The organism is Dietzia psychralcaliphila (genome assembly GCF_003096095.1).
GTDB lineage: Bacteria > Actinomycetota > Actinomycetes > Mycobacteriales > Mycobacteriaceae > Dietzia > Dietzia psychralcaliphila.
Genome location: NZ_CP015453.1, coordinates 3,730,078 through 3,754,072 on the forward strand (window position 1 = coordinate 3,730,078; position 23,995 = coordinate 3,754,072).

The 23,995-nt window shown below is 68.8% G+C and carries 24 protein-coding genes and 1 pseudogene; 9 read left to right on the forward strand and 16 right to left on the reverse strand.

All coding sequences use genetic code 11. The annotated features are described in order from the left end of the window. Positions 1-71 precede the first annotated feature (71 nt). Complete coding sequence (locus A6048_RS17300; RefSeq protein WP_107747055.1) at positions 72-926, forward strand: NAD(P)H-binding protein; 855 nt, start codon at positions 72-74, stop codon at positions 924-926. Between the two features lie 83 nt (positions 927-1,009). Here A6048_RS17300 and A6048_RS17305 read toward each other — a convergent pair whose 3' ends face one another. Beyond that, the gene (locus A6048_RS17305) at positions 1,010-1,474 is read right to left on the reverse strand and encodes a DUF1801 domain-containing protein (RefSeq protein WP_107747056.1); all 465 of its coding nucleotides are present in this window, start codon (positions 1,472-1,474) and stop codon (positions 1,010-1,012) included. Positions 1,475-1,659: 185 nt separating this feature from the next. On the opposite strand from A6048_RS17305, the gene A6048_RS17310 reads away from it, so the two are divergent. Next, positions 1,660-2,094, forward strand: a complete 435-nt coding sequence (locus A6048_RS17310; RefSeq protein WP_107747057.1) for a DUF6653 family protein — start codon at positions 1,660-1,662, stop codon at positions 2,092-2,094. 19 nt (positions 2,095-2,113) lie between these two features. Here the strand turns inward: A6048_RS17310 and A6048_RS17315 are convergent, their stop codons facing one another. From A6048_RS17315 to A6048_RS17330, 4 genes are all read right to left on the reverse strand, one after another. Beyond that, positions 2,114-2,362 (reverse strand): hypothetical protein, encoded by a 249-nt coding sequence (locus A6048_RS17315; RefSeq protein ID WP_412523693.1) that lies wholly within the window; start codon positions 2,360-2,362, stop codon positions 2,114-2,116. A gap of 311 nt (positions 2,363-2,673) precedes the next feature. After that, on the reverse strand, positions 2,674-3,231 hold the full coding sequence (locus tag A6048_RS17320; protein WP_235027609.1) for a CAP domain-containing protein: 558 nt from the start codon (positions 3,229-3,231) through the stop codon (positions 2,674-2,676). Between the two features lie 485 nt (positions 3,232-3,716). Next, entirely contained in the window at positions 3,717-4,037 is a 321-nt protein-coding gene (locus A6048_RS17325) for a hypothetical protein (RefSeq protein WP_107747060.1), read from the reverse strand. A 109-nt stretch (positions 4,038-4,146) separates the two neighbouring features. Then, positions 4,147-4,443, reverse strand: a complete 297-nt coding sequence (locus tag A6048_RS17330; RefSeq protein ID WP_107747061.1) for a hypothetical protein — start codon at positions 4,441-4,443, stop codon at positions 4,147-4,149. A 67-nt stretch (positions 4,444-4,510) separates the two neighbouring features. Here A6048_RS17330 and A6048_RS17335 point away from each other — a divergent pair, with 67 nt between their 5' ends. Beyond that, complete coding sequence (locus tag A6048_RS17335; RefSeq protein WP_107747062.1) at positions 4,511-4,816, forward strand: hypothetical protein; 306 nt, start codon at positions 4,511-4,513, stop codon at positions 4,814-4,816. Positions 4,817-5,254: 438 nt separating this feature from the next. Here A6048_RS17335 and A6048_RS17340 read toward each other — a convergent pair whose 3' ends face one another. The 6 genes from A6048_RS17340 to A6048_RS17365 form a co-directional block, all read right to left on the reverse strand. After that, complete coding sequence (locus tag A6048_RS17340) at positions 5,255-6,007, reverse strand: DUF4839 domain-containing protein (protein WP_107747063.1); 753 nt, start codon at positions 6,005-6,007, stop codon at positions 5,255-5,257. A gap of 336 nt (positions 6,008-6,343) precedes the next feature. Beyond that, complete coding sequence (gene dnaB, locus A6048_RS17345) at positions 6,344-8,167, reverse strand: replicative DNA helicase (protein ID WP_107747064.1); 1,824 nt, start codon at positions 8,165-8,167, stop codon at positions 6,344-6,346. A 475-nt stretch (positions 8,168-8,642) separates the two neighbouring features. Next, positions 8,643-9,095, reverse strand: a complete 453-nt coding sequence (rplI, locus tag A6048_RS17350) for a 50S ribosomal protein L9 (RefSeq protein ID WP_107747065.1) — start codon at positions 9,093-9,095, stop codon at positions 8,643-8,645. Positions 9,096-9,211: 116 nt separating this feature from the next. Continuing rightward, positions 9,212-9,784 carry a single-stranded DNA-binding protein gene (locus tag A6048_RS17355; RefSeq protein ID WP_107747066.1) on the reverse strand — a complete coding sequence of 191 codons (573 nt, stop codon included), beginning with the start codon at positions 9,782-9,784 and terminating at the stop codon, positions 9,212-9,214. Between the two features lie 89 nt (positions 9,785-9,873). Further along, positions 9,874-10,161 (reverse strand): 30S ribosomal protein S6, encoded by a 288-nt coding sequence (gene rpsF, locus A6048_RS17360; protein ID WP_107747067.1) that lies wholly within the window; start codon positions 10,159-10,161, stop codon positions 9,874-9,876. Between the two features lie 142 nt (positions 10,162-10,303). Further along, entirely contained in the window at positions 10,304-10,609 is a 306-nt protein-coding gene (locus A6048_RS17365; RefSeq protein WP_235027607.1) for a LuxR C-terminal-related transcriptional regulator, read from the reverse strand. Positions 10,610-10,776: 167 nt separating this feature from the next. Here A6048_RS17365 and A6048_RS18895 point away from each other — a divergent pair. Further along, positions 10,777-13,110: pseudogene (locus tag A6048_RS18895) on the forward strand (NACHT and WD repeat domain-containing protein); the annotation flags it as partial. Between the two features lie 1,629 nt (positions 13,111-14,739). On the opposite strand, the gene A6048_RS17375 reads toward A6048_RS18895, so the two are convergent. The 4 genes from A6048_RS17375 to A6048_RS17390 all read right to left on the reverse strand — a co-directional run bounded on the left by A6048_RS17375 (position 14,740) and on the right by A6048_RS17390 (position 19,381). Continuing rightward, positions 14,740-14,931: a hypothetical protein gene (locus tag A6048_RS17375; RefSeq protein ID WP_107747069.1), complete on the reverse strand. Its 192-nt coding sequence runs from the start codon at positions 14,929-14,931 to the stop codon at positions 14,740-14,742. Continuing rightward, positions 14,928-16,499: a glycosyltransferase family 87 protein gene (locus A6048_RS17380; RefSeq protein WP_244911029.1), complete on the reverse strand. Its 1,572-nt coding sequence runs from the start codon at positions 16,497-16,499 to the stop codon at positions 14,928-14,930. Before A6048_RS17380 ends, A6048_RS17375 begins: the two co-directional genes overlap by 4 nt. 28 nt (positions 16,500-16,527) lie before the next feature. Further along, positions 16,528-18,828, reverse strand: a complete 2,301-nt coding sequence (locus tag A6048_RS17385; protein WP_107747071.1) for a transglycosylase domain-containing protein — start codon at positions 18,826-18,828, stop codon at positions 16,528-16,530. Positions 18,829-18,982: 154 nt separating this feature from the next. Continuing rightward, a complete protein-coding gene (locus A6048_RS17390; RefSeq protein ID WP_107747072.1) occupies positions 18,983-19,381 on the reverse strand; it encodes a DUF5318 family protein in 399 nt (132 codons plus the stop codon). A gap of 298 nt (positions 19,382-19,679) precedes the next feature. Here A6048_RS17390 and A6048_RS17395 point away from each other — a divergent pair, with 298 nt between their 5' ends. The 5 genes from A6048_RS17395 (at position 19,680) to A6048_RS17415 (ending at position 22,843) form a co-directional block, all read left to right on the forward strand. Continuing rightward, a complete protein-coding gene (locus tag A6048_RS17395; RefSeq protein ID WP_107747073.1) occupies positions 19,680-20,231 on the forward strand; it encodes a PadR family transcriptional regulator in 552 nt (183 codons plus the stop codon). Beyond that, complete coding sequence (locus tag A6048_RS17400) at positions 20,228-21,316, forward strand: inositol-3-phosphate synthase (protein WP_107747074.1); 1,089 nt, start codon at positions 20,228-20,230, stop codon at positions 21,314-21,316. Before A6048_RS17395 ends, A6048_RS17400 begins: the two co-directional genes overlap by 4 nt. Positions 21,317-21,341: 25 nt before the next feature. Next, positions 21,342-21,902, forward strand: coding sequence for a hypothetical protein (locus A6048_RS17405; protein WP_107747075.1), 561 nt, complete (start codon positions 21,342-21,344; stop codon positions 21,900-21,902). A gap of 73 nt (positions 21,903-21,975) precedes the next feature. Further along, positions 21,976-22,644 (forward strand): HemK2/MTQ2 family protein methyltransferase, encoded by a 669-nt coding sequence (locus A6048_RS17410; RefSeq protein WP_107747076.1) that lies wholly within the window; start codon positions 21,976-21,978, stop codon positions 22,642-22,644. Further along, a complete protein-coding gene (locus A6048_RS17415; RefSeq protein WP_235027409.1) occupies positions 22,628-22,843 on the forward strand; it encodes a CDGSH iron-sulfur domain-containing protein in 216 nt (71 codons plus the stop codon). Before A6048_RS17410 ends, A6048_RS17415 begins: the two co-directional genes overlap by 17 nt. Before the next feature lie 58 nt (positions 22,844-22,901). On the opposite strand, the gene A6048_RS17420 is transcribed toward A6048_RS17415, so the two are convergent. Further along, on the reverse strand, positions 22,902-23,981 hold the full coding sequence (locus tag A6048_RS17420; protein WP_235027410.1) for an iron-containing redox enzyme family protein: 1,080 nt from the start codon (positions 23,979-23,981) through the stop codon (positions 22,902-22,904). Positions 23,982-23,995: the final 14 nt, after the last annotated feature.

Below are 23,995 nucleotides of genomic sequence, written 5' to 3' on the forward strand. Positions count from 1 at the left end.
CCCGTGGTTAGTAGTCCTGTCAGACAGTTGACGTCCATCGGTCGACAGACCCAGCACCCAGGAGATACATCGTGACCTACCTCGTGACCGGCGCCGCCGGACACCTCGGAGCCCTCGCCGTCGAGTCGTTGCTCAACCGGGGCGTCGCTCCCGGCGACATCGTCGCCACCGCCCGCGACACCGACCGACTGGGCGCCATCGCGGCACGTGGCGTGGTGACCCGCCGCCTCGACTACGACGACGTGCCGTCCGTGGACGCCGCGCTGGACGGTGTCGACCGACTGCTGCTGGTCTCGTCCAGCGAGATCGGCCGGCGGGCCGCTCAGCATCGCACCGTGATCGAGGCCGCGGCCCGTCACGGTGTCGAGTTGGTCGCCTACACCAGCGTCCTGCGTGCTGACTCCACCTCGTTGGGGCTCGCCCCTGAGCACCTGCAGACAGAGCAGGCGCTCGCACAGGTGGGGACCCCGCATGTCCTGCTGCGCAACGGCTGGTACCTCGAGAACTACACCGAACAGATCCCCACCCACGTGGCGCACGGTGTGCTCGGTGCGGCCGGATCGGGCCAGATCAGCGGCGCCACCCGCGCCGACTACGCCGAGGCCGCCGCGGCCGTCCTGCTCGCCGACGACAGCGCCGGCAAGACCTACGAGCTGGCGGGCGATACGGGCTTCACGATGGCCGAGTACGCCGCGACCCTGTCCGAGCTGGCCGGCCAGCTCGTGGCCTACACCGACCTGCCCCAGTCCGAGTACGCCGCAGCTCTGGTCGAAGTCGGTCTGCCGGCCCCCGTCGTCGAGACGCTCGCCGACATCGACCGCGCCGTGGCCGCTGGAGAGCTCTACGACGACTCTCGCTCCCTGAGTGCCCTCATCGGCCGACCCACGACGACACTCGCCGAGGCTGTCAGAGCCGCGCTGGCCTGACCCCTACCCTTCGCGGCCCGGGCCATCTGACCTCCAGCTGGTCCGGGCCCCGGTGACGAACGAGAAGTGGTGTCGCCGAGCGGCTACGCCGAGTTATCACCCGCTGCCCGGCGCACTATCTCGCCGAGTTGCTCCCACGCCTTCTCGCTCGGGTCGATCAGTGCGTACGCGGTCGGCCAGAGCCCGCTCTCGTCGTCGAGGGCGGCCTGCGCACTCACACCGAAAGTGGAATACCTTTCCTTATCCATCTGCCCGCTGCGGAAGAAGACCACCACCTTCCCGTCCCTGGCGTAGCCGGGTTGCCCGTAGTACAGCTTCGGTGACAGGTCCGGCGCGATGGTGGCGACCATCTGGTGCAGTCGCTCGGCCATCTGCCGGTCGCCGTCGGGCATCTCCTCGATCCTGGCCAGAAGTGCAGCCTCGTCCGCAGCGGCCTTCTCCGCGCCCTTCGCGCGCTTTGCCTCCGCCTTCAGCTCATCGGCGCGCTCCTTCATCGCAGCACGCTCCTGGGCGGAGAACTCCCCCGCCGCGCCGTTTCTCTTCGTCATCAGTTCCTCCCGGTGACCGATCGTCGACTGTCTCCGACGCTAACCGGGCCATCATCGCCAAGGGCGTCTACGGCGCGGTCACCCTGGGGACCGACGACCGGGCGTGCCGGGTGTCGCCGTCGCCCATCCCGATGAGAGTCGCAATTCAGTAGCCGTTCCGGCGACCGAGCTGCAAGTCTGGACTCGTGGCTTCCGAGGACGGCTTCTACGCTCGCATGTTCCGGCGGCACGCTCATCCGGTCAGTGCATGGTCGAGGCTCCTGAGCGCACCACTGCTGCTGGTCCCCCTGTGGACTCGCCTCTGGTGGCTATACGTGCCGATCGGCGCGTGGTTTGCACTCAACCCAGCGATGACGCCGCCGGCTCACAACATGAAGTCGTTCGCGACACGGGCAATCCTGGGCGAAGAGTCCTGGTCTCGGGACCCCAAGTCCGAACCGATGGTCCTGGCCCTGGCTGGCATGGCCAGTACATCGCTCGTGTGCGCCATGGTGGCCAGCTACAAGCACAGAAAGACCGGAGCGGTCGCCTGCACCGGGCTCTTCGAGATGCTCACGTTGTGGCAATGGAGACTGTGGGCGGACCGATTCACTCGCGACACGCGCCGGACTGACCACTGATCCCAGTCGCTGACGCGGCTCACCTCGGCACGTGCAGATTCGCTAGGGCGAGCACCTTGGCGAAACCTGCCAGGTACTCCCTGCTGCGCCGCGCTGCCTGCTGTTCCACGAGCTCGTCGGCAAGCACCTTCGGCACCGAAGATGAGTCGACGGCGAGGTGTTCGAGCGCCACAGCCGCGGCGACGGCCTGCCCTTCGTAGAAGGCCAGGTCGGGGAGGACCACCTCAAGGGCTCGAGACAGCTCGCCAGCGGCGCGCTCTTCGATCATCGTGGTCACGGACGCCCGATACTGCTCGAAACGGTCCTGCGCCTCTTCAAGGTCCCGTCGCAGGACAGAGGGGTCATACATCGGCGTGCTGCCCGGTGGCCTCACGGCCCGCGTCCGCGAAGGATAGGACCTCGTCCTGGCCACCGCAAGGGAACGACAAGCCGGCAAGATCGGCGCGAGGGCCGGTACCGGCAGTATCCACAAACGGGCCGGTCGCGTCGTCAACGACCATCTCCAGGTTCACAATGTCACTCTAAGCCCCCTCGAGTGACAATGCTCGGGCCACCATCTCACCGGACTCGGGACACCGGCTACCTCTCCGACACCGGAGTAGCAAAGTGCTGCACATAAAGATGAGCCTCTGGGAACCCCTGGTACGCAGCCGTCCGCACGCAGACGCCCACCCGGGTGAAGTCCGGGTTGACGATGTTCTCCCTGTGACCGGGACTCTGCATCCAGCTGTCGACCGGATCGGGTCCGCCCGTAGTTGAGTAGAAGAGATTTTCTGCAGCCGTGTAGTAGTCGACGCCAGCCTCACCGATAAAGACGAACGGATCGCCGCTGCCATCAGGTGCGTGGTGCCCCCAGTAGTCTCTCGCGATCATGTCGTCTGCTTTCGCGCAGGCACTGTCGCGGAGCTTCTCGCTGGCGTCCAGAGTCGCGATACCGTTCTCGCTCCGCTGCACATTCGTCTGCTCTTCCACCGGCGACGGATCTGCCGGGGGTTCGACTTCAGCCTGACTCCACGAGTCAACCGACGGGAGTTCCCGGTTCACCGCGGCGCCCCACTCTGCGCAGCCGCTCCCCAGCATCGAGGCCACCACAAGTAGCGAAGCGGCCGCAACCCTCGAGACTGTCCGATTGCTCATCCTGATCACCCAGTCTGAATGTACCGACGGTGGCCAATGCACGACGACCTCGTCGAGCGGATCCTCACTACAAATCCCCCAGAGGATCAGAGTAGGGACCGGAGCGTGAGCGTCGTCAGGGCCAGGAGAACGACGAGCCAGACGGCGGACCCGGCGAGATCCCGGCGCGATGCGTCGGGGTCGATCCATGGGACCTGTAGAGCTCGTATGAACGCCAGACCCGCCGCAGCAAGCTAGACCGCAGTGGCGGCGACCCAACCCCAGGATGAGCCACCCGGCGCCGATGCGGTTGTCGTCGTCGTAGTCACCGGCCTGTCAGCCGCGGATTGTCAGAAGCCGCGCAGCTGACCATCCGGGGCAACGGCATGAGTCGCGGACCGTTTGCGCTACGGGGGTCGTCGAGTCGCCGTCACCGTCTGAACTCGTTGTAGTCGTCACCGCTCGCCCAGCCACATATGTGGCTTCCACCTTGACGCGTGGCGACGTCATCGACCGCCGAGAGGTTGGACGTCGATGAAGTAGCCCATCATGGCCCCGACCCGGTCAGACGGGGAAGTACAGCTGAAGATCTCGTCGAGAAGATCGGCTATCGGCAGCGGCGAAGCAATCTCCTGGAACCCTGCGCGAACCGTGCCCAGCCTCAGAGTCGGCGTCTCATCGACACACCTGAGTATCGCCTCCGCCTCGAGCCTGGTAGCCGCTCTGTCGTTGATACCAAGCACACTCAGCGCCCCAGCAATGGACACCCAGTCCCGGGTGAACTCGAACTCCTGCCGGATGGCCTCGGCAATCGTCTCCTGGCGCATCAGCCCAGTATCCAGCAACGTCAGGGCCCGCGAGCGCTCCCCGTTCAGAGCACGGCCTCCGGCACAAACTTCCGCGATGTCCCGCGCTTACTCTCGTCAGCCATTCTCGTCAGTTGTAGGGGAAGCGGAAGGTGATCGCTTCGCCGGATGAGATGGCGGGCTGCGCACTCAGCCGTAAACTTAAACCCATTCTTAACGGAGGGTGGGGCATGAAGGCGATGATCAGTGCGGTAGCGGCGGCAGTGCTGGCTGCGGGTCTTGCGGCCTGCAGCTCGAACGGGGAGGAGCCGCCGGCGGAGAGCACCACTGGCACGACGGTCAGCAGCTCGACACCGTCGAGCTCGTCGTCGACAACCAGCAGCTCGACCTCCACCAGCCAGAGCAGCAGCGTGCCATCGAGCTCCACGGCTCAGGCGAATCCAACGACCCCGACGGCAGCTCCCGCCGCCGCTGACCCGGTTCGTCCGCCGTTCATGAGACCAGAGGACTTCGACCCCTACGGACCGCCGCGGTTCGTCCAGTGCTGGGAATCCAACGCCGCGGTCATGTCAGACGGATCCATCGTCACCGACACCGTGAACTGCGCCCCTCAGCCCCCTGCGGCAGCCCCGACGCCCCAGTATGTCGATCCGCCGCGGGCCGACGGATGCGTCGGCCCGGCCGCGACCTGCGGTTACTACGACGAGGATGGCAACCCGATCTGGTTCGACAAGGAAACGGGCCAAACCTCGCCCCGCTACCTCGACGAGAACGGCAACCCCACGATGGACCCGAACTAGAGCGCTCCCCCTCCTGAAATTGTGCCTGATGGGGGAGCGAGCAAGTGCGTGAGGGCGGCGCCTGCGGTTCAGCAGGCGCCGCCCTCAGCGGTTTGGGTGGGTCAGCGCGGGACGACGAGCCCGTTGTAGTCCTCGGGGTTGTCCACGGCGCGCTCTAGATCGCTGAGCAAGGCGAGTTGAGTGGTGCAGTCCGGGCGTTTCATTCCCTATTGTGCCGCTACGTTTGGTGAAGCATCAGGAAGTCGGGAGGAAGACTGTCCGCAAGCCATGCTCCACGTCACCAATCGCAGGCTGTTCAGCATCCACACGGTCCTGGTCGAACGGCCGCACCACAGAGGTCTCCTGGCCGAGTCAGACCGCGAGTTGAGATCGTGTGGGCGAGGCAAGAACTGCAGCGGTTCACTCAGCAGATAGCTGAATCCGAGTTCCGTGGTGCGCCTAGCGTGCCTCGGTCGCGACAGGCTCGAGCAGAAGCAGACATGACTGCTCCTCGTACGACTTGACTGTCGAAGTAAATCGGAATTTGTCATTGACCTCAATACCGTCGGGAATATTGGGCCCGGTCCAGTTGGGGTCACTAACCAGATTGATGTCCCGGTACTGGAAATTGGGGCCAACGGGATTGGACTCGTCAAAGTCTCCGCTCGACAGCAGCACAACGTAGCGGGTGTCGTAGCTCTCGTAGTTGGCGAGATCACCAATATGTCCGTCGAACTGAATCGTCTGGCCGGCGTAGGTCGCTGCGAAACCGGCGATGCTCGGCGAGCACGTGTCAGTTAGCTGCAGCAGGCCCGCGAGATCCGGGTTGGTCGCGGCGGTGAGAGGCCCAACGGCCACCGGGACGTCACTGGGGGTATCGGCTCTTATCGCTGGCGGCAGATCCACGGGCTCCGCCGGTTCCTCGATCACCGCGGCCGCCGATTCCGCCTCTGCTACGTCGTCATCGCCCTCCAGCGCAACGCCCACCGCAAGAATGCCAACCATCACCACTACGACTCCTGCACCGATGGCAATCTGCTTCCGCGGGAGGGGCGGTTTAGGTCGCCGGAACTTCAGGGTGGTCTTCATCCTGCCCTGATCCTGTTCTACGAGCTCCCAGCCCTCCGACTCTTTCTTAGCCACCGCCCGGCGTTCGGTGCCGCGCACTGCAGTCACCTCAACGAACTGATACTTGATGTCCTCGTTAGCCATTCTGTACCTGCATTCTCAGTAGCGGGACTTCCGCTCTCAGCGCGGCGGAAGCGAACCGGTGAAAAGCACGACCCTCAATGTCCAATTGACCATTTCTGCACCGCCTTGAATGAGCACAGCAACTCCGGGAGTTTACAACGAAGCTAGACAGCCTCACCGCAGTCAGCGACGGAGTCGCGGCGCTTTGAATCGCACTGGTTTGCTCTACTCGCCGTGCTCTGCCCGTCTACTCGCGGCCCCCGAAGGTCTCCTTCGATCGGGACGATGACAAATTGCTGCGAATCGTATGACACGCCAATGAGAAATTGACAGATTGTTTGAGAACCGACAAGGCACCTACAACCCGCGCGCCATATCGACGAACCGCGAGTAGTGCAGCTGGTGCGCCACGGTGATGGTGGAGGTCGGACCACCACGGTGTTTGCCCAGGATCAGATCGGCCTCGCCGGCGCGCGGGTCGTCGCGTTCGGTGGAGTCGGGGCGGTGGAGCAGCATGACGATGTCGGCGTCCTGCTCCAGCGAGCCGGACTCGCGGAGGTCGGAGACCTGGGGCCGCTTGTCGGTACGCTGCTCGGGGCCACGGTTCAGCTGCGAGATGGCGATCAGGGGTACGTCGAGTTCCTTGGCCAGCAGTTTGAGCTGGCGGGAGAACTCGGAGACCTCCTGCTGGCGGGACTCGACCTTCTTGCCGCTCGACATCAGCTGCAGGTAGTCCACCACGATCAGCCGGAGGTCGTGTTTCTGCTTGAGCCGGCGGGCCTTTGCCCGGATCTCCATCATGGTGAGGTTGGGCGAGTCGTCGATGAACAACGGGGCCTCGGAGATCTCGCCCATCCGCCGGGCCATGCGGGTCCAGTCCTCGTCGCTCATCTTTCCCGACTTCATGTCGGAGAGCTTGACCCGCGCCTCGGCGCTCATCAGACGCATGACGATCTCGGTCTTGCTCATCTCCAGGGAGAACAGCACTGAGGAGAGCCCGTTCTTGATCGAGCACGATCGCATGATGTCCAGGCCGATGGTGGAGTTGTGCGTGGGAATCCCGGTGGGACCGGCCAGGTACAGGTGATCATCGGCGGCGACCTCGATGCACCTGACCGGGACGCTCTGCGCGCCGCGGACGTCGATGATCAGGCGGTCGGGGCGCCCTGAACCGGCGTTCTCGGGCACCAGGATGCCGAAGTCGCTCACCAGCATCAGCGTCTCGAGCGACTTGGTGGTGACGGTCTGATGGGTGCCGCCCATCTCGATCCGCCACTCGTGCTCGGCGTCCGCCACGATCTCCGCGCCGTCGTTGAACCGCAGGGTGAAGCAGGGGCGGTCCTCCCACACCTCGGTCACGGCCACGACCTCGGTCGGCTGCCCGTCGGCGCCGAACACCCGGTCGCCGACGCCCACGTTCCCCATGGTGGTCACGCCGCCCGGGGTCGGGAGCACGGTGTCCAGCGCGAGTGCCTTACCGACACCGGGTCGGGCGGCGATGATGATCATCTGGCCGCCGTGGAGCCCGTTGGTCACGGCGTCGAGGTCGGCGAAGCCCGTGGGGACACCGTTGCTCAGCCCGCCGGCCGTGTGGATGGCGTCGATCTCGTCCATCGTGGGCTGCAGGAGCTCCTCGATGATCACGTAGTCCTCGGTGGTCCGGCGCTCGGTCACCTCGAAGATCTCGGCCTGCGCCCGGTCCACCACCTCGGCCACGTCGGCTCCCTCGGACCCCGAGTAGCCGAACTGCACGATCCGCGTCCCGGCGTCGACCAGACGCCGCAGGATCGCCTTCTCCGACACGATCTGTGCGTAGTACCCCGCGTTGGCCGCCGTGGGCACGGTCGAGATGAGGGTGTGGAGGTAGGTGGCCCCTCCGGCGCGCCGGAGATCGCCACGGCGGTCCAGCTCGGCGGCCACGGTGACGGCGTCCGCGGGCTCGCCGCGGGCGTACAGGTCCAGGATCACGTCGTAGACGGCCTGGTGCGACGGCTTGTAGAAGTCGCCCGGCTGGATCTCCTCCACCACGTCCGCGATCGCGTCCTTGCTGAGGAGCATTCCGCCGAGCACCGACTGCTCCGCGGTGAGGTCCTGCGGCGGCGTGCGACCGAACTCGGAGCGTCCACCCTCGTCCGGCGGAGGCGGCATCTCGTCGGATCCGTCAAATCCCCCCTGCGCCATGACCTCTCCTCTCCGCCTCACGCCTCTGGCGTGCGGCACTCCCGAGCCGACTCGCCTGCCCCGCGTGACCAGTTCACTGTAGGCCACCGGGGCGACACGCCCGGCAGCCACCCGTCAAGTTATCCACAGGTTTCTCCACAATCGTTGGTGGCCGACTGTGGACAACTGTGGATGAATTCCCGATTCGCTGGCCCGATGCCGGTCCGCCTGTGGACAACCGGTGGATTACCCGGTCGCAACTGAACAAAAGTGCTGGTCATGCGGCTCTTCGCTCGCATGTGCGACGGTGGAGAACGGCATGTATCACGCTCGGTTCAACGACGCAATAGGTAACGAAAGATGAACATTATTGATATCGGAACCGACACCGTTGTATTTTGCCGTCGGGGTTATCCACAGGCAGTACACAACCACGTCGCTCCCACGACGAGGGCCCCGGCCGTCGGAGACGACGACCGGGGCCCTACGTGGAAGATCAGGCGGGGACGACCTCGAACGCGACCTTGGCGGTCGTGTCATGCCCGAGCTCGACGACGACGCTCTGGGCGCCGGTCGACTTGATGTGCTCCTTGGGCATGTGGACGGCGCGCTTGTCGAGCGCCGGCCCCCCGGCGGACTTGATCGCGGAGGCGACATCGCCCGCGGTGACCGAGCCGAACAGCTTGCCGGTGTCGGAGGTCTTGACCGCGACCTTGACGTCGGCGAGCGACTCGAGCTTCTGCTTGAGCTCGTTGGCGTGGTCCGAGTCGCGCACCTCACGGGCCTCCTGGACCCGCTTGATCGACTCGATCTGGCGCTCGGCGCCCGGGGTGGCCACGATGGCCAGCCCGCGCGGGAGCAGGAAGTTACGACCGTATCCGCCCTTGACCTCGACGATGTCGCCCGGAGCTCCGAGCTTGTCGACGTCGGCGGTGAGGATCAGCTTCATGATCCGTCTACCTTTCTTTCCTCCGACGAGCCGACCGGGGCCGGACTCTCGCGAGGTCATGTCTCATGCTTATGGGGTGGGGCGCATCGTGCGCCCCGAGGGAAAAGACCCTGGGATCAGAACGGGGGCTCGTCGTCCATGCCGCCGAAGCCACCGGAACCGCCGGCCCGGGGAGCGCTGCCCCACGGATCGTCGTTCTGCTGGCCGCCGCCCTGGCCGCCACCGAAACCACCCTGCGGCTGGCCGCCGGACTGGAATCCGCCGCCCTGTTGGCCGCCGCCCTGCTGGCCACCACCCTGGAAACCGCCCCCGCCGCCCTCGCGGTTGGTGCGGGTGACCTTGGCCGTGGCGTACTTGAGCGACGGGCCGACCTCGTCGACCTCCACCTCGTACACCGTGCGCTTCTCGCCCTCACGGGTCTCGTACGACCGTTGGCGCAGGCGACCGTTCACGACGACGCGCATCCCCTTCTGCAGGGACTCCGCCACGTTCTCGGCAGCCTGACGCCACACGTTGCAGGTGAGGAACAGGCCTTCGCCGTCCTCCCACTGGTTGGTCTGGGAGTTGAAGCGGCGTGGCGTCGAGGCGATCCGGAAGTTCGCCACCGCGGCACCCGACGGCGTGAACCGCAACTCGGGGTCCGCGACGATGTTCCCGACCACGGTGATGGGGGTGTCGCCCTGTGCCATGCGCTTGTCCTCCGTGTTGATGCTCAGGTGGATGTGATCGGCGCTCGACCGACCACGCCCAGATTAGCGGGCGAGCCGGAGAGCCCGGGTCACTTGTCGGCGCGGAGCACCTTGGTGCGGAGCACGTTCTCGTTCAGACCGAGCTGACGATCCAGCTCCTTGACCGCGTCCGGCTCGGACTTGATCTGCACGACGGCGTAGATGCCCTCGGTCTGCTTGTTGATCTCGTAGGCAAAGCGGCGCTTTCCCCAGACATCGACCTTGTCGACCGAACCGCCCTCTTGCCGGATCACGTTGAGGAACGTGTCCAGCGACGGCGCCACGGTGCGCTCGTCGAGACTCGGATCGAGGATGACCATCACTTCGTATTGACGCATGGGACCTCATCACCTCCTGTGGACTACAGATTCGGCCACGGAATTTCCGTGGCAGGAGGGTCGTTGCGTCAGCAACCCGCTAAGGCTACCCCGCTTGAGCTCGGCGAACGAAATCCCGCCGGAGCCCGACCGCCGGACCGGACTAGAGGTCATCGAGCTCGATGTACCCGTCCTCGACCGCGCGCACCAGTAACCGCACCTTCGTCCTGGCCGGCCGCCCCACCGCGTCGTACTTCGAGCGCACGCGCTGGATGTAGGTGCTGACGGTGGAGTCCGCGAGGAAGAGGCGCTCCGTGACCTCCCGTTTACTGTCCGAGGCGAGCCAGGCGATGAGCACCTCGACCTCACGATCGCTGAGCTCGGGGCGGGGCTCAGCCTGTCGAGCGGGTTGGCCAGGGGACCGGCGAGTGGCTTCCCGGGTGGGCTTGAAAGGCAGTGTGGCAGTCACGAAGTCCTCCGTCAGGTGAGAGTGACCTCATAGTGCTGGCGACCAGCCACCAGGTCACCCGACGGCGAGATGTCCGTACAAGTCCGTACGAGAGTGTCGTACGTTCAGACGAATCCGCTGCGCACGCCGCATAAAACGGCCTCGGTCCGCCCGAGGCCGACCGTACGATGTTTACCGTGAACACTCACTCCGGACCCTCGCACCCGCCCGGCCCGCCTTCAGACCTCTCTCAGGTTCGTACCCGCGAGGAACTCGGCGCGGCCCTCACCACCCTCCGCGTGGCCGCCGGACTGTCGGTGCGGGATGTGGTCAGGCAGGTCCCGGCCCTCACCCTGGGTACCGCCTCCGGCTGGTTCTCCGGTCAGCACGTCCCCACGAGGTCGAGTGAGACCACCCTCGTCACCGTCCTCGACCTACTCGGTGCGGCCGACGACGCCGACGAGTGGCGGGCGGCCGTCGAACGGGTCCGCTCCCGCCCCGGACCCCGGCGTCTCGGACGCGGCGGGACCAACGGCGACCGCCCCGTCGATCGCTCCGGTGATCGCCCCGGTGATCGAGTTGGCTATCCCCCCGGTCATCTCACCGGCGAGCCGGGGCCCGGGCGGGGCCCCGGGGAGGGGGCGTCGACCGGAGCCGCCCCCGGACGCACGGTGGTCCCCGGGCGTTCCGCGGCTCCCCGGCCGGCCGGGTCCGACAGCCCCTATGTGGGTCTCCGTCCGTACATCGCCCTCGACGCGCCCCTCTTCCACGGTCGAGCCTCCGAGATCGACCTGGTCCTGCGCCGGGTCGCCGAGGGACGCACGCGGCCCCTGATCGTGGTGGGGGCCTCGGGGTCGGGGAAGTCCTCGCTCCTCGCCGCGGGTGTCGCGCCGCGATGGGCCGACGACGACTCGTCGGTGGCGATCGCGCGACCGGACGAGGTGGATGCCGAGCTGGCCGGGTCAGCCGACTACCTGATCGTCGACCAGCTCGAGGAACTCTGGGCCGCTGACGTCGGGGACGCCCGGCGGGCCGAGGTCCTGGACCTCCTGGCACGGCGGGCGGCAGGCGGCCTACCGACGGTCGCCGCCCTGCGCGCCGACTTCTTCCAACCCGCGCTCACCGAACCGGTCCTGCGGGAGGCCCTCGACGACCCCGTGGTGATAGGCCCGCCGAGCAGGGAGTCGCTGGCGGAGATCATCGTCCAACCGGCCCGGTCGCTCGGGTACACCGTCGAGCCCTCGCTCGTGACCCTGCTACTCGACACCGTGGCCCCGGCGGACGGCGCCGGCGACGAGCGGTCGCTGCTGCCCCTGCTGTCCCACGTCCTCCTGGTCTGCTGGGAACGGAGTCGGCGGCGGCGCATCACTGTTGACGACTACTACTCCACGGGCGGCACCGAAGGCGCGATCCGGGCCACCGCCGAAGCCGTCTACCAGCAGCTGAGCCCGGCCGGGCGCAGGGACTGCCGAGGACTCTTCCTCCGATTGGTCGACGTCCGATCCGCCCGGACGGTCCGTCGCCGCGCCCCGCTCGCCGAGCTCTCGGAGGAACTCCTCGCCGTCGCCGCGCCCTTCGCCGACGTGGGGCTCCTCACCGTCGACGGCGAGGCGGTCACCCCCACCCACGAGGTCGTCTTCTCCTCCTGGCCCCGACTGGTCGACTGGATCGACTCCGACCGGGAGGGGTTGCGCATCCTGGGCCGGGTGCGATCCGGAGCCGCCGACTGGGAGGACAGCGGACGCGACGACGGCGCCCTCCCGCCTGCCTCCGTGACCGCCGACCTCGTACTGTGGCGCGACCGGAGCGAAGGCTCCGGCGTGCACCTCGCGCCCTCCGAGCTGGACTTCCTGGAGGCCGCGGCCGCCCATCACGAGGCCGTGACGCGGCGGGACCGCAATCGGATCCGCACGCTCACCATGCTCGCCGGGTCGCTGGCGGTGGTCACCGTCCTGGCCCTCGTGGCCAGCGGATTCGCGCTCCGCGCCACCGCGACCGCCCAGGAGACCCGCGACTCCGCGCTGTCCCGCTCCGGGTCGGTGTCCTCGACCACCGCGTTCACCCGAGACCCCGCCCTCGGGCGTGCGCTCGCGTTGGCCGCGTACCGGATCCATCCCACCACCGAGGCGCGGTCGGCTCTGCTCAACACCAGCAGGGCCGACGTCCCGCTCCGCTACGAGGCCGCCCCCGGGAGCGGGCGGGTCGTGGCCCTCCCGGGCACCGCGGACTTCGCCACCGCCGGTTCCGACGGCACACTCAGGTTCTTCCGGGAGGGAGGCGGCCCGCCACTCGCCTCACTGGGCCTCACCTCGGGCGAGAGGCACGAGCTCTACGCCGTCGAACTGTCGCCGGACGGGGCGGTCCTCGCCGTCGCCGGTCAGGGCGGGGTACACCTCGTCGACGCCCGCGACACCTCGGCACCCGTCGCGCTCTCCACCCTGGAACCCGACACCACGGCGTTCCACTCCGTGGCCTTCTCCCCCGACGGGCGAACCCTCGCGGCCGGGTCACACGACGGCCGGGTCCTGCGCTGGCCGCTCGGGGATCGGGGCGGATTGCCCACCGTGACCGATCTCCGCGCCCGGACGGCCACACCCGACGCCGGCTCGGAGACCCCCAAGCCGGTGGAGGCGCTGGCGTGGCTGCCCGACTCCTCCACCCTGCTCGTGACGAACCGGACCTCGGGGATCAAGACGATCCTCGACGCGGCGGCCGAGGGGACCGGGCGGCGTGGCCCGGCCATCGACACCGGCCCGGTCGCGATCCCGCTCTCCCTGGCCGTGAACCGGGACGGCACCCGGATCGCCGCGGGCACCACCGACCGATCCGTCCAGCGCTGGGCGATCGGGGACGGCGACCTCGGCGGGGCCCGCCCCCTGCCCCCGCTCGACGGCTGGAACGCCTACGTCAACGACGTCTCCTACGATGACCGTGGTCGACTCGCGGCCGCGGGCTCCGACGAGAGGGTCCGCGTCTACGGCCCCGCCGGTGCGATGCTCACCGAGCTCCCGGCATCGCAGGTCGCCACCGGTGCCCGATTCATGGGAGCGCACCACCTGGTCACCTACTCCGTCGACGGCCTCGTCCGGCTCTGGCCGCTCGACCGCCTGGGAGCGGCCTCCGAGTCCAACTCGATCTTCCAGACCGCCTCCGCCGCGGACCGGACGACCGGGGTGCTCGGCGTGACCGCCGCCGAACTGCACCACACCGTCGTCGACACCACGGGGTCCGTGCCCGTGGAGACCGGTCGGGTCATACCCGATCCCGAGACCAGGTTCAGCGGATCGGTCGCCATGTCGCCTGACGGCCGGGTGGTCTACTCCGGACTCGCGGACGGTGGCGTCCAGGTGTTCACCGCGCCCTTCGGACCCGCGACCCGGTCGACCGCGAGCCTGGCCGTCACCTCCGGGGTCGTGGTGGCCACCCCGCTCAGTCCTGACGGTCGCACGCTGGCGGTCTGCAGCGACACCAGCCCGGAGCTCGGGCTGGTCGACGTGGGCGATCCGACGCGCCCGAGCATGCGCGTGACCGTCCCGCTCCCCGACCCGTGCGTGGTGGCCGAGTTCTCCGCGGACTCCCGGCAGCTCGTCGTGCCCACCCTCGGGCCGGAGACGGTGATCATCGACACCACCGACCCGGACCGGCCCTCGATCGCGCACCGGCTGACCACAGGAATCGGCGGCTCACCGTCGGCGGGGTACGCCCACGGCGCGCCGCTGCTCGTCACCTCCGGAGGCGACAAGACCGTGCGGCTGTGGGACGTGGCCGACGCGACGGACCCCCGGGAGCTGTCCTCGTTCATCGCCCCTCCCGGGGAGATCTACTGGGCGGCGTTCTCCGCGGACGACGCCCGGCTCGTGCTCACCTCGAGCACCGGGCAGGTCTCCGTCGTCGACATCTCCGACCCCACCTCGCCCGGGCCGTGGGCCGTCCTCGGCTCCACCACCGACCCCCTGCTCTACCAGGCGCGGACCGCCTCTCCCGCGGGAGATCTGTTGGCCGTCGGGGTGGAGGGGGCCATCTGGATGTGGCGGCTCGACGTGGACCGGATCATCGACGACGCGTGCGCCGGCGGGGTGCAGCTCACGAGCGAGGAATGGGCACGGCACTTCCCGGACACCCAGCCTTTCGATCTGTGCGGCTGAACCGCCTCAGCCGTGCCGCAGGCCGATCGTCAACGCCAGGACCACGGGCACCACGGTCAGGAAGAGGAACGCCGCCACGGTCCAGGAGATCCACACGGGTTGGCGCCAGCCCGCGCGGTGCCCGCCGGCGGCGGTGACCATGCAGACGAATCCGATGAGGATGCACACGAACATCCAGATCATCGCGCTGGTGCTCATCCGGTGGTGTCCTCCGTCTGACGGACCCCGCGGGCCTCGTCGTCGTGGTCGTCGTCGGCCGGGGGTCCGACCAGCGGTTCCCCGGGGTCCGCGAGCACCCCGGCCAGTGGATCGGGCCCCTCGGGTGTGCCCTGGTGGGCCATCCGGACCAGGTCCAGGTGCGGCCGGTAGATCTCGCGGATCACCACCACACAGATCGCCACCACCATCAGGTCTCGGACCAGGACCAGCGGGTGGAACAGCTCCGGCCCGATGCCCTTGTTGGCCACGCCGTGGAAGTACGACATGTGTGCCACCCACAGCAGGGCGTCGAACACCATCCACGGCACCAGAAGCTTCGCCCTCGGGACCGCGAGCACCGCCAGCGGGACCAGCCACAGCGAGTACTGCGGACTCCACACCTTGTTGGTGAGCAGGAAGACCGCCACGATGAGGAACGCCAGCTGCGCGATCCGTGGGGTCGTGGCGGCGGTGAGACCTATCACGAGCACGGCCACGCAGCCCAGGGCGAACAGGACCAGGGACACCGTGTTGAGGGTGGCCGGCGCCTCGCCCGCGGCGAGTCCGGCGTCGAAGCCCTCCCAGCCCGTGAGGGTCCCGATGACGGCGTAGATGCTCTCCGGGTTGGCGGGCCGGTCCGAGTTGAGTCGGAAAAACTCGCTCCACCCCTCCGGGAACGGGATCATGATCGGCAGGTTGACCGCCAGCCACGCCGCCACCGCGGCCCCGGCGGCCTTGCCCAGGTCCACGAAGCGCCTCCGGCGGATGGCCACCACCAGCAGCGCGCCGAAGAGGAACAGCGGGTAGAGCTTGGCGGCCACGCCGATCCCCAGGACGACCCCCGCCCAGACGGGTCTGCTGCGTGCCCACAGCAGCAGTGCGACGGACGCGAACGCGACCGCCATCAGGTCGTAGTTGGTGAACGCCTGGAAGATGATCAGCGGGCTGGCCGCCATGAGCAGCGTGTCCCACGGCCTGCGCCCCGCCGACAGGTAGGTGGCCCATACCGCGACCATCCACAGGAACGCCAGGATCACGCACCCGAGCACGAAGTACTTGACCACCTCGATGGGCCCGCCGGGGGCGATCGCGTGCCAGGCCTTGGCTGCCTGGGCGATGGCGTACTGGAACATCCCGGACACCACCGGGTACTCCATGTAGCGGGCGCCACCGTCGTCGCCGACCCACATGTACCGGTACGGGAGTTCCCCGGAGGCCAGGCCCTGCACCGCGTACAGCGGGAGCGGGTCGGCGTAGCAGGCCTTGTAGTACTGCTGGCCGGTCCAGTTGAGTCCCGGCGCGGAACCGTCGGTGGGGGAGGTGGTCACCAGACACGCGGCCTTGGAGAAGAACCCGAGGGCCAGGAACACGACCGTGACCATCATGATCACGCGAAGTGGTGTCCAGAACCGCTGACGACCTACGGCCGCGTGCGTCCCGACCGGCCCGCCCCACGCGTCCAGCACGGACCCGCCGGCCCCGTCCCCGGGGCGCACCCGGTCCCGCGGCCCGAGCGATCGGAGGTCCCTGTCGAGCGGCAGCGGGGAGAGGTGGCCGTTGCTCTGCACGACCACACCCTAGTGCACCGTAAACGGGTCAGGCCCCGCCGTCTCCCGGGTCGTCCGCCCCTCCGCCGGCGCCTCCGCCGTTTCCTCCGCCTGTGCCTCCGCCGTTCCCTCCGCCACCGGGAACCGGAGCCGGCTCGGGAGCGGGGGCCGGTGCGGGCGCGGGTGCCGGAGCACCGGCCCCCGGGATGACGATCTCGGGCAGACCCGGGACGTTGAGCGTGAGCGGACCCGGCGCCCCCGGCGCGGGAGCGGGCTCCGCGGGGGCGGGAGCGACGCTGGGCTGCGGAACGGCCTGCTGGGCGCTGCCCGTCCCACCGGTGTTCCCCGTCCCCGTCCCGGTGCCGGAGGACTCCCACTGGGATGCGCCGGCCTGTCCACCGATGTACCCGGGTGTCGGGAAGCTCTCCCAGTCGGTACCGGACAGCGCCCCGTCCATCGCCGACTTCCAGATGTCCGCCGGGACCGCGGACCCGTACATCGTCCCGCCCCACGCGTTGAGCAGCGGCTCGTTGTCGTCGGTTCCCACCCACACCGCCGTGGCGATGGACGGGGTGTAGCCCACGAACCAGGCGTCCTTGTTGTACCCGGTGTCGCCGAGCTGGGTGGTCCCGGACTTGGCGGCGGAGGGCCGGCCGCCCGCCAGTGCCTTGCCGTTGGAGTAGGCGGCGATCGGCTCCATCGCCGAGGTGAGGTTGTTGGCCACGTCGGCGTCCACCACCTCCTCGCCCTCGGGCGACGAGTTGTCCAGCAGGACCTCGCCGTCGGCCGTCTCGACCTTCTCGATGAAGTGGGTCGGCCGGTGGACACCCTCGGCGGCGAAGGTGGCCAGGCCCGTGGCCATGTCGCGGACCCGGATCGGGTACTGCCCCAGGATCAGGCCGTCGTAGGGGTCCTCGCCCGACTCGCTGAGCGTCTCCCACGGCAGGCCGGGGATCTCCTTGGCGACGCCGGCCCGGTGGGCCATGTCACGGACGTCGTTGGCCCCGTTCTCCAACATCCGCTGCAGGCGGATGAACGAGGTGTTGAGGGACATCTTGAGCGCCAGCGCGACCGAGCACGATCCGCAGGACTGGCCGTCGACGTTGGTGACGGTGACGTTTCCTGTGGTCACGGGCGCGGAGGAGATCTGGGTGCCCAGCCCTATCCCCTGCTCGAGGGCGGCGGCCACGCCGAAGATCTTGAACGTGGAGCCGGTCTGCAGCGGGGCGTTGGCGTAGTCCCAGCCCTCGGCGTCCTCGCCGCCGTAGTAGCCGATCACCCCGCCCGTGCGGGGGTTGATGGAGACCACCGCGGCCCGGTTCTCCGGCCGCTCCCCCTGCATGTTGCCCCGGGCGGCCTCGACCACCGCGTTCTGGGTGGTGGGGTCGATGGTGGTGGTGATCTTCAACCCGCGGGTGTTGAGCATCTGCTCGTCGATGTCGGCCATCGCCAGCTCCGCCAGCACCTGGCGACGGATCGCGCCGTTGGTGGGGTCGCCCACGTTCTGGTCCACCGCCTGGGGGTCCTCCACCACCTGGGGGAACACCGCCATCCCGCGCTGCTGGGCGTCGATGGCACCCATGTCCCGCATGCCGTCCATGACGTAGTTCCAGCGGCCCTCGGAGGCGGCGGCGTTGCTCAGCGGGTCCAGTGCGGACGGCGACTGGATGACCCCCGCGAGCAGCGCGCCCTCCTCCACGGTGAGGTTCTCCACCGGCTTGTTGAAGTAGGCGGTGGAGGCGGCGGCGATCCCGTAGGCGCCGCGGCCGAAGTAGATGGTGTTGAGGTAGGCCCCGAGGATCTGGTCCTTGGACCACTCGTTGGTCATCTTGGCCGCGATGATGATCTCTTTGGCCTTGCGCTCGTAGGTGGGAGCGTCGCCGACCATGGTGTTCTTGACGTACTGCTGCGTGATCGTCGAGCCGCCGCCGGCGCTGGACTCTCCGGTGACCTGCCCGATCACCGCGCGTCCGATGCCCGTGGGGTCGTAGCCCTCGTTGGTGTAGAAGCTGCGGTCCTCGGCGGCGATGACGGCGTTGCGCACGTGCACGGGGATCGCGTCGACCTCCACCAGGGTGCGGTTGCCCTCCGGTGGGACGATCCGCCCGATCATGGTCGAGCCGTCGTTGGTGTAGATCTCGGAGATCTGGTTGGTGGCCACGCTGCCGGGGCGGGGGATCTCGGTGCGGCTGTACGTCACCCCGACGATCGCCAGCGGGATCACCAGGACGACGACGACGAGGAGGATCAGAGTGGTCCAGACCGGGTGACGTCGGAACCAGCCGCGCCGGGGCGAGGAGTCGTCCCGATCCCCGTCAGATCTCCCACGCGTCCTGTCAGTTTGCGACATCTTCTACCCTCCTGCGAGCAGCTCCGACCGGTACGGGCGACCCCCGATGACGGTGCTTTGGGATCCATTGTGTACGAAATCGCGCTCCACTCGGAACTCACGCACCCGTCCGGGCACTCCCGGGACCCCTCCCAGCGGTGTGGACGGTCGCGATCTAGCGGCGCCGGCGCAGCTCCCGGGCCGCCCGACGCACGCGCCTGCCCTCCCCGGAGGCGAGACCCACTTCATGGGACTCCACCAGGTGGTTCCACGAGCAACTCCGGCACACCTCCACCACGTGGACGGTGAACGCGTCGTGGGTCAGCGCCAGCTGCTCGATCTCGTCGGCCCCCCGTGCGGAGCCCGAGGCCGAACCCAGGTCGTCACCGAACACCCAGGACACCTCGGTGAGGTTCTCCTTGCGGCACACGGGGCACACGGTCTCGGTCTCCACGCCGTGGAAACCTGCCGCACGCAGGAGGTAGACGTCCGCGTCGCACACCTCGCGCAGAGCCGACACGCCCTCGCGGAGGTCCGCCAGCACCCCTCGACGACGCAGGGCGAAGTCCACCACCCGTCGACGCCTGAGCGCGTCGCGGCCGGTGGGGTCCTCCGGCCCCGGCGGGGGGCCGGGTCGCGGGAAGCGGGAGTCGGCCTGGTCCACGTGGCCAGCCTACGACCCGGGCCCGGCACGGCGTGGGCGACCGGGGTGGGTGACCGGGTGGGTGACCGGGTGGACGACCGGGGCGAGGTGCGCGCCGACACGTCACGCCGATGCACCGTCCGGTATATCGGCTCGATACATCACACGGTGTACTCTCGGTGACCGTCGCGGAAACCCGCACGCATGAGACGTCGAGAGGAGGGGTGCAGTGCTCGAACTGGCGATCCTGGGTCTGCTCGATGAGCGGCCCATGCACGGCTACGAGCTGCGCAAGCGCCTGTCCGAGATGCTGGGCACCGTGCGGACCGTGTCCTTCGGTTCGCTGTACCCCACCCTGCGCCGCCTCCGGCAGCAAGGCGACATCGTCGAGGACGCCACGGCGGCCACCGCGACGCGTCCGCCCGCCACCGCACGACGCGGTCGCAAGACCTACCGCATCACCGACGGGGGCAAGGAGACGTTGGCGGCCCTGCTCGACGAGCCCGGGGCCGCCTCGTTCAACGACGACGGTTTCGGCGTACACCTGGCCTTCTTCGACCGCACCCCCGGGCCCGCCCGGGTGCGACTCCTCGAGGGCCGGCGGCGGGTCCTCGAGGAGCGTCGCGAGGGCCAACGGGACGCCGCCACGCGGACCGGCCCGACCGAACTGCGCTACGCCCGGCAGCTCACCCTGCTCGGCCTCGAGACCAGCGAGCGCGAGCTGCGCTGGATCAACGAACTCATCCAGACAGAGAACCCATCACAAGGAGAAACCCAATGACCGACCAGAAGGTGCGCGTCGCGATCGTCGGCGTCGGCAACTGCGCGTCGTCGCTCGTGCAGGGCGTCGAGTTCTACAAGGACGCCGCGATCGACCAGACCGTCCCCGGCCTCATGCACGTCAAGTTCGGCGACTACCACGTCCGGGATGTCGAGTTCGTCGCCGCCTTCGACGTCGACGGCAAGAAGGTCGGCATGGATCTGGCCGAGGCGATCAACGCCTCGGAGAACAACACCCTGAAGCTCTGCGACGTGCCGCCGACCGGCATCACCGTCCAGCGTGGCCCCACCCTCGACGGTCTGGGCAAGTACTACCGCCAGACCATCGAGGAGTCCTCCGCCGAGCCGGTGGACATGGTCCAGGCCCTGCGGGACGCCGAGGTCGACGTGCTGGTCAGCTACCTGCCGGTGGGATCCGAGGAGGCCGACAAGTTCTACGCGCAGTGCTGCATCGACTCGGGCGTCGCCTTTGTCAACGCCCTGCCCGTCTTCATCGCCTCCGACCCCGTGTGGGCCGAGAAGTTCCGGGCCGCCGGCGTCCCGATCGTCGGCGACGACATCAAGTCGCAGGTCGGTGCCACCATCACGCACCGCGTGATGGCCAAGCTGTTCGAGGACCGCGGCGTCGCGCTGGACCGCACGTACCAGCTCAACGTGGGCGGCAACATGGACTTCAAGAACATGCTCGAGCGCGAGCGCCTGGAGTCCAAGAAGGTCTCCAAGACCCAGGCCGTGACCTCCAACCTCGAGGGCTCCCTCAAGAACAAGATCCACGACCGCAACGTCCACATCGGCCCCTCCGACTACGTGGAGTGGCTCGACGACCGCAAGTGGGCGTACGTTCGCCTTGAGGGACGCGCGTTCGGCGACGCCCCGATCAACCTCGAGTACAAGCTCGAGGTGTGGGACTCGCCCAACTCGGCCGGCATCATCATCGACGCCGTCCGGGCGGCCAAGATCGCCAAGGACCGCGGCATCGGCGGACCGATCCTGCCGGCGTCGGCGTACCTCATGAAGTCGCCGCCGGAGCAGATGGCCGACGACAAGGCCCGCGCCGAGCTCGAGGCCTTCATCATCGGAGCCTGACCCTCCGCTGGAAGAACAGGAACGTATGACCCACACCGCGACGGACCGCCCGCCCTCACCCACGGAGCGTCGCCGTGTCCCGGCCGCCATCGCACTCGCGATGGCGGCCGGGGTCGCGCTCGCCGGGTGTTCGGGGGACGGGGAGACCGCACCCCCCACCTCGCCGACGACTCAGGCGACCACCTCGTCGTCGTCGTCGACACCCCCGTCCACCTCGCCGGCAACCGGGACCGCCGATCCCGTCTCGGCCCCCACGGCGTCCGCGGCCCCCGCCGCCCCGGCACCGCCGATGTCGACGCAGCTGCCCGCCAACGTCGTGAGCGCCGGCGGCCCCTGCCACCTGATCGGGGAGCTCGCCCAGGCCGACGACGGATCGCCCCTGTTCTGCCTGGAGGACCCGGGCGGGGCGGGGCCGCTGTGGCTGCCGCAGCCGGAGGGATCGGGCCCGGACGGCACCGGCCCGGCGCTGCTCGGGCGGCCCTGCATGCAGGAGGGCATCGCCGTGACCGCCCCGGAGGGCACGGTCCTGACCTGCAGACTGACCGGCGGCGGGGACGTGCCCGGCGGGCTGTTCTGGCAGCGTTAGGGTTCTAGCGGTTGCAGGCGGCCGGGTCCGTAGATTGACTGGCATCATCCGACACCCCTCAACCGGAGGCCCGATGACCCAGACACGGTTCGCGCACATCGAGGTCGACGACGGTGTCTACGCACCGCAGGCCGACTCGTGGCTGCTCTGCGAGGCGCTGGACAACGCCGATCTGGTCACCGGCAAGCGCGTCCTCGACATATGTACAGGCAGCGGGATCCTCGCGATAGAGACGGCGCTGAAGGGTGCGCGGGAGGTCCTCGCCTTTGACATCTCCCCCGCCGCCGTCGCCTGCGCGAGCCGCAACGCCGAGCGTGCCGGTGTCAGGGTTGACGCCAGGGTGGGGACCCTCGCCGACGCCCGCCGGGCCGGGCCGTTCGACGTGGTGGTGTCCAACCCGCCCTACGTACCCTCGGACAAGCCCCTGCGCGGGACCGGCCCGAACCGGGCCTGGGACGCCGGCGCCAACGGAAGGGTGGTCCTGGACGAGCTGTGTGAACTGGCCCCCGACCTCGTCGCCCCCGGCGGGACAATGCTCATCGTCCACTCCGAGTTCTCCGATCCGCCGCAGACCATCAGTCGGCTCGATCGGGTCGGGTTCGACGCCCGGCAGGTCGCCAGCCGGGTGGTGGAGTTCGGCCCCGTCATGCTCGCCTACGCCGAGAGGCTCGAAGCGGCGGGTCTGCTCGAACCCGGTCGACGGGTGGAGGAACTGGTGGTGGTCCGTGTCGACCGCAGGTGACCGCGAGGCGCGGGTCGTGCGGATCGTCCCCGGCGGCCCGATGCTCGTGGAGGGGCCGGTCGACCTGGTGACCCCGGACGGCGACAGGGTGTGTTCGGACCGCTTCATGGTGGCCGTGTGCACATGTCGGCGCAGCAAGAACTACCCGCTGTGCGACACCAGCCACCGGCGAAAGACCCGGGCCCCGGACTCCGATTGAGCCGACCCCCCCACGCCCACTCGGCTCAGCTCGGCTCGGCTCGGCTCGGCAACTCAGCTCAGCTCAGGAGCGAGGACTCCCCGCGGCCCCACGCGGCGAGCATCTCGCCCGCCGCCAGTTCGTCGAGGTAGTCCAGCGTGCGCATCCCGAAGACCACGTCGGCCGCCAGGTGCGGCTCCCGACTGACCAGATCCCCCACCACGTCGTGGCGCATCACCTGCTCGTGGACCGCGTCGGCCTCCACGTGCTCGGCGTAGAAGTGCACGCACTCCTCGGGGGCCCCCAACCGCCGCAGGCCCGCGACGAGCCGGGCCGATCCGGGGGACGAGGTGATCTCGATGGCGGCGAAGTGCCCGATCGCGGCGCCGCGGAGCGACCGGTGCAGCCCGAACAGCGACATCAGGTTGACCGTCGACAGCGTCGCCGCCGACACCCTGTCGAGGTATCCCAGGTAGGTGGGGTCCAGCCCGGCGGCCGCCATGAGGTCGGCCCACAGGTGCTGGTGCACCCGCTCGCCGCGCCCGCCGCCGAACTCGTCGAACTCGACGGCGACGAACGAGGCCTTGGCCTGTCCCTGCAGGCGCGGGATCGTGAACGCGTGGGGGTCGCCCTCCTTGAGGTGGTACAGCGACCGGTGGGCGAAGTACTCGCGCAGCTGGTCCCAGGAGCCCTCGTCCTTGAAGTACCAGGACGGGCCGGTGCCGGAGGTCGTCTCCACGGACAGGGCGTCCATCTCCGCCACAGGGTCGTCTCCGGGCTCGACGGCACCCCGGAGGTGGTTCAGGAACGGTGTCTCCAGCGCCCGGCGCAGTCGTAGGAGCTCGGGGTCCCATTCCAGATCGGCGTCGACCCCGGCGAAGCCCCGGTAGTGGAGCTCGTACAGCGTGTACAGCGCGAGCTGGAGATCGCGGCCCAGCGGATCGGTGTCCGCCGGCACATCGGTGAGCCCGTCGGTCCGACCCGTCGCCAACGCCGTGACGACAGCCTCCGAGAGCTCCCCGCACCCGACCGGCAGCGCCGGTCCGGGATCGGACTGCGGGTGCACGGACTGCGCGTGCTCGGACCGTGTGTGCTCGGACCGCGCGGATCCGGAGGATGCCGTTGCGGTCGGGGCGGTTTCGGTCGGGGCGGCTGTCATGCCCTTCTGTCTAC

Coding starts and splice junctions, on each gene's coding strand:
- A6048_RS17305 (WP_107747056.1), bottom strand. CDS start 1,474: ATGACGAAGAGAAACGGCGCGGCGGGGGAGTTCTCCGCCCAGGAGCGT.
- A6048_RS17315 (WP_412523693.1), bottom strand. CDS start 2,362: ATGATCGAAGAGCGCGCCGCTGGCGAGCTGTCTCGAGCCCTTGAGGTG.
- A6048_RS17410 (WP_107747076.1), top strand. CDS start 21,976: ATGACCCAGACACGGTTCGCGCACATCGAGGTCGACGACGGTGTCTAC.
- A6048_RS17375 (WP_107747069.1), bottom strand. CDS start 14,931: ATGAGCACCAGCGCGATGATCTGGATGTTCGTGTGCATCCTCATCGGA.
- A6048_RS17385 (WP_107747071.1), bottom strand. CDS start 18,828: ATGTCGCAAACTGACAGGACGCGTGGGAGATCTGACGGGGATCGGGAC.
- A6048_RS17420 (WP_235027410.1), bottom strand. CDS start 23,981: ATGACAGCCGCCCCGACCGAAACCGCCCCGACCGCAACGGCATCCTCC.
- A6048_RS17340 (WP_107747063.1), bottom strand. CDS start 6,007: ATGGCTAACGAGGACATCAAGTATCAGTTCGTTGAGGTGACTGCAGTG.
- A6048_RS17320 (WP_235027609.1), bottom strand. CDS start 3,231: ATGAGCAATCGGACAGTCTCGAGGGTTGCGGCCGCTTCGCTACTTGTG.
- A6048_RS17325 (WP_107747060.1), bottom strand. CDS start 4,037: ATGCGCCAGGAGACGATTGCCGAGGCCATCCGGCAGGAGTTCGAGTTC.
- A6048_RS17405 (WP_107747075.1), top strand. CDS start 21,342: ATGACCCACACCGCGACGGACCGCCCGCCCTCACCCACGGAGCGTCGC.
- dnaB (WP_107747064.1), bottom strand. CDS start 8,167: ATGGCGCAGGGGGGATTTGACGGATCCGACGAGATGCCGCCTCCGCCG.
- A6048_RS17400 (WP_107747074.1), top strand. CDS start 20,228: ATGACCGACCAGAAGGTGCGCGTCGCGATCGTCGGCGTCGGCAACTGC.
- A6048_RS17355 (WP_107747066.1), bottom strand. CDS start 9,784: ATGGCACAGGGCGACACCCCCATCACCGTGGTCGGGAACATCGTCGCG.
- rplI (WP_107747065.1), bottom strand. CDS start 9,095: ATGAAGCTGATCCTCACCGCCGACGTCGACAAGCTCGGAGCTCCGGGC.
- rpsF (WP_107747067.1), bottom strand. CDS start 10,161: ATGCGTCAATACGAAGTGATGGTCATCCTCGATCCGAGTCTCGACGAG.
- A6048_RS17335 (WP_107747062.1), top strand. CDS start 4,511: ATGAGACCAGAGGACTTCGACCCCTACGGACCGCCGCGGTTCGTCCAG.